The sequence below is a fragment of the Tangfeifania sp. genome (genome assembly GCF_055108615.1).
Map to the genome: position 1 here is coordinate 1 of NZ_JBSQIC010000116.1, position 8931 is coordinate 8931.

The following is an 8931-nucleotide window of genomic DNA, read 5'->3' on the forward strand; positions in this document are numbered from 1 at the left end:
CGTGGCGCCAGTTTGTTATGCAAACTTTTCAATCGCGGTTTCGCGAATTGATTGAAACCATCGACTCCATTGCCTTTTTGAAACTCGACGAACGCCTGGTAAAATACTTTGTTGACCGTTATCAAAAATTGGGAAACCCAACATTCAGCGGAACCCACCAGGAACTTGCCCTTCAGTTAAATACATCGCGCGAAGTGGTTTCCAGGTTGCTGAAAAAGCTCGAAAAAGACGGAAAAATTGAACTGTCACGAAATTTTATCGATTTTTCGGGCCTTGTGTGACTTTTATTACAGACTGGTTTCATTCATTCCTTTTTCTTTGTTCGAACAATACAATTAGAGACAGAGAGTTCATAACTATTGCTTCATAATTTTTTGGGTTATAAAATCGGTTAGTAGTTGAAGGTTGTTTGGCCCCGGGCTTTAAAAGTCCGGGGCTTTTCTTTTTATGGGGCTTCCTGGTTCAGAACAATCCCTGCTTTATTGAATTTTTTTTCCAGCGCTTCAGGTGAAATGGGCCGGCTATTTTTTGTAAGTACTGTGGTAATCCGGGCATCAACCATAAGCTGATTATCGGCTTTCCGAATAACCTGCTGGTTGAAAATTATGCGCAAACGACCTTGTTTGGTCATTTTCAGCTGAACAAAAAAATCATCTCCCGGGCGCAAGGGAAACTTGTAATTCAGTTCAGCGCGGATAACAACGGCATCAATTCCGTCGTTGTGCAATTGCGCGAAACTCAGGCCAATTTTTTCCAGGAATTTATGGCGGCAATGTTCCAGGTAATTCTGGTAAACCGAGTTGTTTACAATTCCCTGCAAGTCGCACTCGTAATCGCGAACCTGCATTTCCAGTTGAAAATCGTAATTTTCCATGTTTTTTATGAAGCTTTTGAAACTGTTTTCGGATACATGCCCACAATTTTTACCAGAAAACGGTGAAATTTGTGAGGCCTTTTTACCGGCTCAGCAAACATTAAAATGCATTTTTTGTGAATGAGCGGTATGCCCGCAGCCTGAATAGCCGCAACGGCTTCTGGAGTGTCCGACTGTTGCTGAATCCAAATCATCTCTATTCCTTTTGCAATGGCATCCTCAGCAACAGTTTCAGTGCTTTTTTTAGGGGTAACTATAAACAAGTGCTTCACATCGCCTGGAAGTTCTGCCACAGATTTATAGCATTTCACTCCCTGAATTTCATCTGCATTTGGGTTTACAGGATACAATTCAAATCCTTTTTCTTTCAGTTCTTTAAAAACAGTAGCTCCAAATTTTTTGGGATTGCGCGATACGCCGGCTATGGCCATTTTTTTGGGGGAAAGAAATTGTTGAATTTCGTTTAAAGTTGTCATCTTTGTTGATTTTTAATTATTTAATCCTAAAATCAAGTAGTTTTTTGTTTTCAAGATATCCTTCCAGGTGATCGCCGATTTTTACCGCCCCAACACCTGCCGGGGTTCCGGTGTAAATTAAATCGCCAATTTTAAGGGTCATGTATTTTGATACGTGTGAAATTATTTCTTCAAACCCAAAAATCATGAGTTCCGAATTGCCTTCCTGCACAATGCTTCCGTTTATTTGCAAACTGAAGCGAATGGATTCCGGATCAGGAAAAATGGAAACCGGCAGAAATGTGCTGCCGATTACGGCTGCCTGGTCGAATGCTTTTGCTTTTTCCCAGGGCAGGCCTTTTTGTTTCAGCTCTTTTTGCACATCGCGTGCCGTAAAGTCAATACCAAGGCCAATTTCGTCATAGTAGCGATGTGCAAACCGTTGCTCTATGTTTTTGCCAATCCGGTTAATTCGGATTACCAGCTCAATTTCGTGATGTACTTCGCTTGTCCAGTCGGGGATATAAAACGGATCGTTGTTGCGGAGCAGCGCCGAATCGGGTTTCATGAAAAATACCGGTTCGTGAGGTACATCATTATCCAGTTCCTGGGCGTGGGCCACATAATTTCTTCCAATGCAAATTATTTTCATCGTTTTTTTCTTCAGGGCTAAAGCCCAATTTATAGTTGCTTCCTTCAGCAGTCCCCAGCTTGAAAGCTGGGGTTTGTTAGTTGTGTCGCCTTTATTCTCAGGCACTTATTCTCAGTCACGGGTATTCACTAACAATGGCTAATCAATTTAGTGGGCTTGAAGCCCGGTTTTTGCTCTGTTCGCTGTTCAACCCCCAGCCTAAAGGCTGGAGTTAGTTTTCCTATGTTACACTTTCCGGAGCGACACTAACCCTGGCTTTTAAGCCAGGGGTTTTGGGTGCATCAAACCACACCGGGCTTTAGCCCGTCATCCTGTCGAATCCATACTTCTCAAGGAACTCGTCCACTTCTTCACCCCAGCTCTTCTTCCGATGATGCTCCTCCTGGTTACGAATATACTGCCGTACCCTCTTCACCTGCGATTCACTCACCGATACAGCAAAATATTCATCTGCCCATTCAAACTCTCTTGACACTATTTCATTTTTATTTATCCAGTACGAGGATTCGCCTTTCAGTAATTGCATTACTTTGGCTACAGTTTGTTCAGCTGTAAGCGAAAACAGGCAATGAACGTGTTCGCTATGTCCGTTAATCTGCGACAGATATATACCTTTCTCCTTTGCATTATCGCGAATGTGTTCGAAAAACCTGTTTTTAACCGGACCTACAAAATGGGGAAATCTTGCTTTTGTTCCCCAAACTGCGTGTATCCAAATTCTGACATAGAACATATTATTTTGTTTTATGTGGGCTAAAGCCCGGTTTGTTGTCAGTTCCATCCGTTAGTCCTCGTTCTCGTCTGTATCATCTGTCTGGTCTTAGTCTCAGGCATTCACTAACCCTGGCTAATCTGTTTAGTGGGCTTGAAGCCCGGTTTCTGCTCTGTTCGCTGTTCAACCCCCAGCCTAAAGGCTGGAGTTAGTTTCCTATACTATGCTTTCCGGGGTCACACCTTCCGAAGCCAGGGGGTTAAGTACACAATGAACCACACCGGGCTTTAGCCAGTCATTTTTCCATCATCCGCAGCTTAATTTGGGTAAGCACCCGTTTGGTATAAAGCGGAAAATCGCTGTTCATAATCCAGCCAAAATAGCCGGGTTGTTCTTCAAGGATTTTCTCAACCGGCACACCTTTATTTTTTCCGAAGTTGAAAACCTCGATGCCATCTTCATTGAGAACAATTCTGCCTGCAAAATCCACATTCCGGTCGTACGATGAAAATTCACTCAGTTTTTCCACATCATTTACAATGGGCATTGATTTTTGTCCCCTTTTATCTTCGTATTCTACTTCGCGATATGTATCGAGCTGAGCTTTCAGCACTTCGTAAGTTGCCTTGGTGTCGGCCAGGGCACTGTGCGCGCCAATCAGTGGTTTGTTGCAGTAAAATTTGTAGGCAGCTTCAAGCGTGCGTTTCTCCATTTTGTGGAAAATGGCCTGTACATCAATAAATTTCCGTTTTTTGAAGTCGATGTCCACATCAGCTCTTAAAAACTCTTCAGCGAGCAGTGGAATGTCGAACCGGTTCGAGTTAAAGCCCGCTAAATCGCAACCTTCAAGAAACTTTGCCAGGTTTTTGGCCACTTCTTTAAAAGTTGGTTCATTGGCCACATCTTCGTTTGTTATGCCATGTACCCGGGTTGCTTCTGCTGAAATCGGCCTTTCCGGATTCACGCGATGCAACAGCTCTTCTTCCGTGCCATCGGGTTTTATTTTCAGCAAGGCAATTTCAACAATACGGTCTTTAACAATATCAATTCCTGTGGTTTCGAGGTCGAGGAATACGACCGGATTTTTTAAGTTTAATTGCATGAAGTAATTTTATGCATTTATCATCATTGGCATGAGCAGCATCAGCACATCCTCTTCTTCCTCCTCGGTTTCAGCAGGCAAAAGCAATCCTGCCCGCGACGGATCGCTCATTTCCAGGCGCACATCAGTAGCCGGGATATTGGATAATATTTCCAAAAGGAAGGTTGATTTGAAGCCAATTTCAATTTCATCGCCATCGTATTCACATTTCAGACGTTCCACTGCTGAAATGGAGAAATCGATGTCCTGCGCCGAAACAACCAGCTGATTCTCGTTTATACTCAGTTTTACCAGGTTACTGGCCTGGTTGGAAAATACCGAAACACGTTTTACGGTGTTGTAAAACGCCAGTCGGTCGATAATCATTTTATTGGGATTATCGGACGGGATGACCGAATTGTAGCTGGGATAATTACCTTCTACCAGGCGGCAAACCAGTTTGTAGTTTGAAAGGGTGAAAATGGCATTTTTATCATCGAATTCCAGTTTCACATCCAACTCTTCTTTGGGCAGTAGCCCGCGGAGCAAACTGGCTGGTTTTTTGGGCAGAATGAATGAAGATTCAAACTCCGATGCCGCATCGGACCGCCTGTAGCGAACAAGTTTGTGGGCATCGGAAGCCACAAAACCCATGTTTTCGGGTGTGAGCTCCACGAAAATACCATTCATAACCGGGCGTAATTCATCGTCGGCAGTGGCAAACAGTGTCTTTTCAATTCCTTTTTGCAGAATGCGGTGGTCAACCGTCACTGATGTTGCTGATTCTTCTTTCACTTCAGGAAGTTCAGGGAAATCTTCACCACTTTGCCCCACAATACTGAATTTACCGTTTTCTGAAAAAATCTCAATCCCGAAATTTTCGTCATTCACCTGGAAAGTGAGTGGTTGTTCCGGAAATTCTTTCAGCGTATCGATAAGTAATTTAGCCGGAACTGCAATGGTCCCTTCGCCTTCGGTATTGTCGAGTTCCATACTGGTAATCAGGGTCGATTCCAGGTCCGAAGCAGTAATGGTCAGGTCTGTCTCGGTAAGCTGAAATAAAAAATTATCCAAAATGGGCATGGTACTTTTGCTACTGATTACCTTGCTGATAGCTGAAAGGTGGCTCAATAGATCGGTGCTTGAAACAACAAATTTCATACGTGTAAATTATAGTTATTATTTTATTTTTTTGTAAAAATGGCTTTATCCCGAATAGGTTATGAATTCTGATTAACCAGATATTTATAAGGATAAACCAAGTAACGAATATACAAACTTTATGGAATATTCCCTATCCGTAAAACTTTCATTTTTCAAGGTTTTATGAACGGGAATAACGATAGCGGCGTAAAACGTTGTAAATAACTCCAAAAAGACTAACCGCCACCAATGGCAGCAGTATATTCAGCCATTGCCAGAAAGCTTTTTCTTCGCGTAACCGGACTTTATCGAGCAGCCGGAGTTTCTGGCTTCGGTTGCGCAATTGCATTATCCCGTTTTCGTCGTTCAGGTAATAAACTGTATTCATTAAAAATTCCTTGTTGCCAAAAGTACGGCCCGAAACACGGTCGTAGCCCAGTTCCTGGATTTGAGGCGGATTGGTTGAGCGGTTCACTTTGTTGGCAACCATACCGCCATCGGCTATCACCACCATTTTTGTTGGATCGCTTTGTTTTTTAATCACCGGAGTTTGAATGTTCAGCGTTTCGGTCATCCGGTTTTTAAAAACGGATGTAAAAAAACCCTCCAGCAAAACTCCAACGGGAATAAACGATTCATTGAAAAGCTCCCGAGCGGGCGGATTGTCGATATTTCGCAGGCTTACCGTTGACGGCGACTGCACTGTCCGAGCGTAGGGTGAGGTGGAAAGAATAATGCTTTTTTTAACCTGGTTGTTGCCCGAAACGGTATCAACCGATGAAACAAATTCGGCAAAAACCCGGTTTAAATTGCGGCTGAGCGGGTGGTTATCGTTTGGCGTGAGCAAAGGTGAATAATACCAGGGATGAAGCGTGAATTGCGGCTCATTTCCCTGTGGGGCAGTGTTTACCCGGATGCGGGCACAGTCCACATCCTGCAGCAGTTCGTAGTTAAGGCGAACGCCATACCTGAAAAGCTGATCGTTGATATTCAAATCGCGTGGAAAAGCAAACGTCATGTAGCCTTTCGATAAACTGTCGAGGCTTACCTGCACCGGATCGACGAGCCACATTGTTTTCCCGCTGTTCATAATATACTGGTCAACTCTGAATTTGTCCTCTTCTGTAAATGGTTGAGTTGGGTCTGCAATAATCAGGATTTCAGGACGTGGCTGAACCGCATTTAGCGAGTCGGCAGTGATTCGTCTGACGCGAAAATCTTCGGCAAGTGCAGAAGCAAAATCATAAACCTGGTAACGGTCAAGTTCGCCCTGTCCTTCGAGAAATGCGACAACCGGCCGTCGGTTTCGTAACAATTTCTGGAAGGCGTTCACCAGTTCAAACTCCACGCTTTCCACCGAATGGTTGAAGTTGGCTTCGTGCGTGAAATCGGGGTTGTATTTTAAAAAGTTTACCGCCCTTTCCTGGTTTTTGTATTTTATTATTGCCCCCGGAAAAATGAGCCGTGAACTGACCCCCTGGTCGGTTCTATGCCTGAAACTTGTGGGTTTTATCCCTTTGCTGGTGAGTTGTTCGATATATTCTTCTCGTTCCGAAGTGTTGGCAATCTGATAAGGATCAGTAACTTTTATACGAATTGTTGCAGGTGAATAGGCGTTTAAAACCGCTGCTTTTTCAAATACTTCCTGCTGTAGTTTTCGCAGTCCGGGTTCCAGTTCACCGGCAAGGAATAATTCAATTTCAACCGGATTTTCAAAATTTTGTACTGTTGAAACACTAACTCCCGAAAGCGAATAGCGGTTATCGGAAGTCAGATCGATTCGATACAAAAAGCTGCCTGATGCCCAAAAAACCAGCGCAAGAGCAATGAACAGAGCGACAGATTGATTGCGGAATTTTTTTCTTTTCCATTTTTCTTTCCGGATGAAACCAATGGTTATCCACAGAAACAGGAATGTCATGCCGGTAAAATAAATCAGGTCGCGCAAATCGATCACGCCCCGCGAAACCGACATGTAGTGGTTGTTAATGCTCATCCATGAGAACAGGGCATCGAGGATATAAGGAATGTTGGCACTGGCGATAAAATCGAATCCCAGGTAGAAAATGAATGACGACGCCATGGCAATGATAAACGAAACAATTTGGTTGTCGGTGACCGAGGAGGCGAAAATTCCAATTGAAACATAGATGGCAGCCAGGAAAAAAAGTCCGAAAAACGAGCCCCAGGTAGCGCCTGTGTCAATGCTTCCAACGGGATTGCCGAGTAAATAAACCGACAGGAAATAGAGCAGGGTGGGGAGCAGCGAAAAAGTAACCAGCACCATTCCTGCCAGAAATTTGGCCAAAACCAGTTTGAAATCACCGATGGGGCGGGTGAGGAGAATTTCGATGGTGCCGGTGCGTTTTTCATCGGCAAAAAAACGCATGGTAATGGCAGGAACCAAAAAAAGATAGAGCCAGGGAGCAAGCGAAAAAAAACCTTCGAGCGTGGCATAACCGCTTTCAGGAATGTTGTATTCTCCCGGGAAAACCCAAAGAAAAAGCCCGGTTACCAGCAGGAAAACCAGAATGGCCAGGTAGCCAATCAGCGAGCCGAAAAATGTTTTTATTTCCTTTTTGAATAAACTGTACATTGCAGTTTCATTTGAGTAGTTCAACCATTTTTTTTGCAGCCCGCTGCGATGTTCCGGGTTCTCCCATCCGATTTTTTAAACGAGAATAGTCTTCCAGTATTTTGTCCCGGTAGTCCTCATCAAACAACAGTTTCTGCATTTCGTTTTTTACATTTTTCAGTGTCATTTTCACCTGGATGAATTCCCGCACAATTTCGCGGTTCATAATGATGTTGGGAAGCGAAACCCCGGCCATGTCGAACACGAAATTGCGCATAATGAAATCGACCAGCCATCCGCCTTCTACTTTGTAAATTACGGTTTGCGGAACATTGAATAAAGCTGTTTCGAGCGCCGCTGTTCCCGATGCCACCAGCGCGGTGTGGGCAATGTTGAGCAAATCGTAGGTTTGGTTGTAAATAATTTTTACACCGGATTTGTATAAGTACCGGAGGTACAATTTTATGTCGATGCTGTTTACCCCGGCCACAACAAACTGGAATCCGGGATATAATTCAGCAACCTTCACCATCAGTGGCAAAGTGCGTTTTATTTCCTGCGTGCGGCTGCCGGCAAGCAGTGCCACAACCGGCCGCTCATCCAGGTTGTTTTGTGCAATGAAATCATTTTTGGGCAAAGCACTTTTTTTGAAAGCAGCAACGGAATCGAGCAGCGGGTTGCCCACGTAATGCACATCCATTCCGTGTTTTTTGTAAAATTCGGTTTCAAAGGGCAGGATGGTAAACATTTCATCCACAACCTTCCGAATTTTTTTTACACGGTACTCTTTCCAGGCCCACACTTTGGGCGAAATATAATAGAAAACCTTTATTTGGTGTTTTTTGGCAAATTCGGCAACGCGCAGGTTAAAACCCGGATAGTCGATTAGAATAATCACATCGGGGCGGAATTGCAGGATATCTTTTTTGCTGAAATTCAGGTTTCGGTTGATGGTTTTCAGGTTGAGCAGCACATTTACAATTCCCATGAACGCCATCTCGCGGTAGTGTTTCACCAGCTCGCCGCCGGCGTTTTGCATCAGGTCGCCACCAAAAAACCGAAACTGCGCTGCCGGGTCTTCTTTTTTTAGTTGGGCCATCAGGTTCGACCCGTGCAAATCGCCCGAAGCTTCGCCTGCAATTAAATAGTACTTCATGCTAAAAAGTTTTTGATATTAAAATTGTCAGGGCGTAAATGATGGTAGCACCCAGTACTCCGCGGGCGGCACGCTCGTAATTAATTTTTATGAAACCCATAAAAACCAGCAGATTGGCAAAAACACACAAACTTCCCAGTTTCACAAGGGCCTGCAGGTGCCAAAGACTTTTAACATAGTTGCTGAAAGAAACATTTTTTTCGCCAAAAAGATAGACCGCCAGAAAAATGACGACCGGCACTGAAAAACCGGCCAAAAATCCCACGAGGGACTTATCCATCGG

Annotated in this window: 10 protein-coding genes; 1 reads left to right on the forward strand and 9 read right to left on the reverse strand. The window is 44.0% G+C overall.

From position 1 onward, the window contains the following. On the forward strand, positions 1–281 hold a 281-nt coding region (locus tag ACTCNA_RS16645), incomplete at its 5' end, for a Crp/Fnr family transcriptional regulator (protein WP_462949067.1). Positions 282–445: 164 nt separating this feature from the next. On the opposite strand, the gene ACTCNA_RS16650 is transcribed toward ACTCNA_RS16645, so the two are convergent. From ACTCNA_RS16650 to ACTCNA_RS16690, 9 genes are all read right to left on the reverse strand, one after another. Then, entirely contained in the window at positions 446–874 is a 429-nt protein-coding gene (locus tag ACTCNA_RS16650; protein WP_462949068.1) for an acyl-CoA thioesterase, read from the reverse strand. 5 nt (positions 875–879) lie between these two features. Then, complete coding sequence (locus ACTCNA_RS16655) at positions 880–1350, reverse strand: CoA-binding protein (RefSeq protein WP_462949069.1); 471 nt, start codon at positions 1348–1350, stop codon at positions 880–882. Positions 1351–1366: 16 nt separating this feature from the next. Next, a complete protein-coding gene (locus ACTCNA_RS16660) occupies positions 1367–2086 on the reverse strand; it encodes a fumarylacetoacetate hydrolase family protein (RefSeq protein ID WP_462949070.1) in 720 nt (239 codons plus the stop codon). A 193-nt stretch (positions 2087–2279) separates the two neighbouring features. Continuing rightward, complete coding sequence (gene tnpA / locus ACTCNA_RS16665) at positions 2280–2714, reverse strand: IS200/IS605 family transposase (protein WP_462949071.1); 435 nt, start codon at positions 2712–2714, stop codon at positions 2280–2282. A gap of 274 nt (positions 2715–2988) precedes the next feature. After that, positions 2989–3795 carry an exonuclease domain-containing protein gene (locus tag ACTCNA_RS16670; protein WP_462949072.1) on the reverse strand — a complete coding sequence of 269 codons (807 nt, stop codon included), beginning with the start codon at positions 3793–3795 and terminating at the stop codon, positions 2989–2991. A gap of 9 nt (positions 3796–3804) precedes the next feature. Next, complete coding sequence (dnaN, locus tag ACTCNA_RS16675) at positions 3805–4935, reverse strand: DNA polymerase III subunit beta (RefSeq protein WP_462949073.1); 1131 nt, start codon at positions 4933–4935, stop codon at positions 3805–3807. A gap of 163 nt (positions 4936–5098) precedes the next feature. After that, positions 5099–7513: a gliding motility-associated ABC transporter substrate-binding protein GldG gene (gldG, locus tag ACTCNA_RS16680; RefSeq protein ID WP_462949074.1), complete on the reverse strand. Its 2415-nt coding sequence runs from the start codon at positions 7511–7513 to the stop codon at positions 5099–5101. Positions 7514–7520: 7 nt separating this feature from the next. Next, entirely contained in the window at positions 7521–8648 is a 1128-nt protein-coding gene (gene lpxB, locus ACTCNA_RS16685) for a lipid-A-disaccharide synthase (protein ID WP_462949075.1), read from the reverse strand. Position 8649: 1 nt separating this feature from the next. After that, positions 8650–8931: hypothetical protein (locus tag ACTCNA_RS16690; protein ID WP_462949076.1), on the reverse strand; the 282-nt coding region annotated here is incomplete at its 5' end.

Bases quoted from the DNA above. Each gene is read 5' to 3' on its own strand.
- gldG (WP_462949074.1), bottom strand. From the start codon at position 7,513: ATGTACAGTTTATTCAAAAAGGAAATAAAAACATTTTTCGGCTCGCTG.
- ACTCNA_RS16655 (WP_462949069.1), bottom strand. From the start codon at position 1,350: ATGACAACTTTAAACGAAATTCAACAATTTCTTTCCCCCAAAAAAATG.
- lpxB (WP_462949075.1), bottom strand. From the start codon at position 8,648: ATGAAGTACTATTTAATTGCAGGCGAAGCTTCGGGCGATTTGCACGGG.
- tnpA (WP_462949071.1), bottom strand. From the start codon at position 2,714: ATGTTCTATGTCAGAATTTGGATACACGCAGTTTGGGGAACAAAAGCA.
- ACTCNA_RS16650 (WP_462949068.1), bottom strand. From the start codon at position 874: ATGGAAAATTACGATTTTCAACTGGAAATGCAGGTTCGCGATTACGAG.
- dnaN (WP_462949073.1), bottom strand. From the start codon at position 4,935: ATGAAATTTGTTGTTTCAAGCACCGATCTATTGAGCCACCTTTCAGCT.
- ACTCNA_RS16670 (WP_462949072.1), bottom strand. From the start codon at position 3,795: ATGCAATTAAACTTAAAAAATCCGGTCGTATTCCTCGACCTCGAAACC.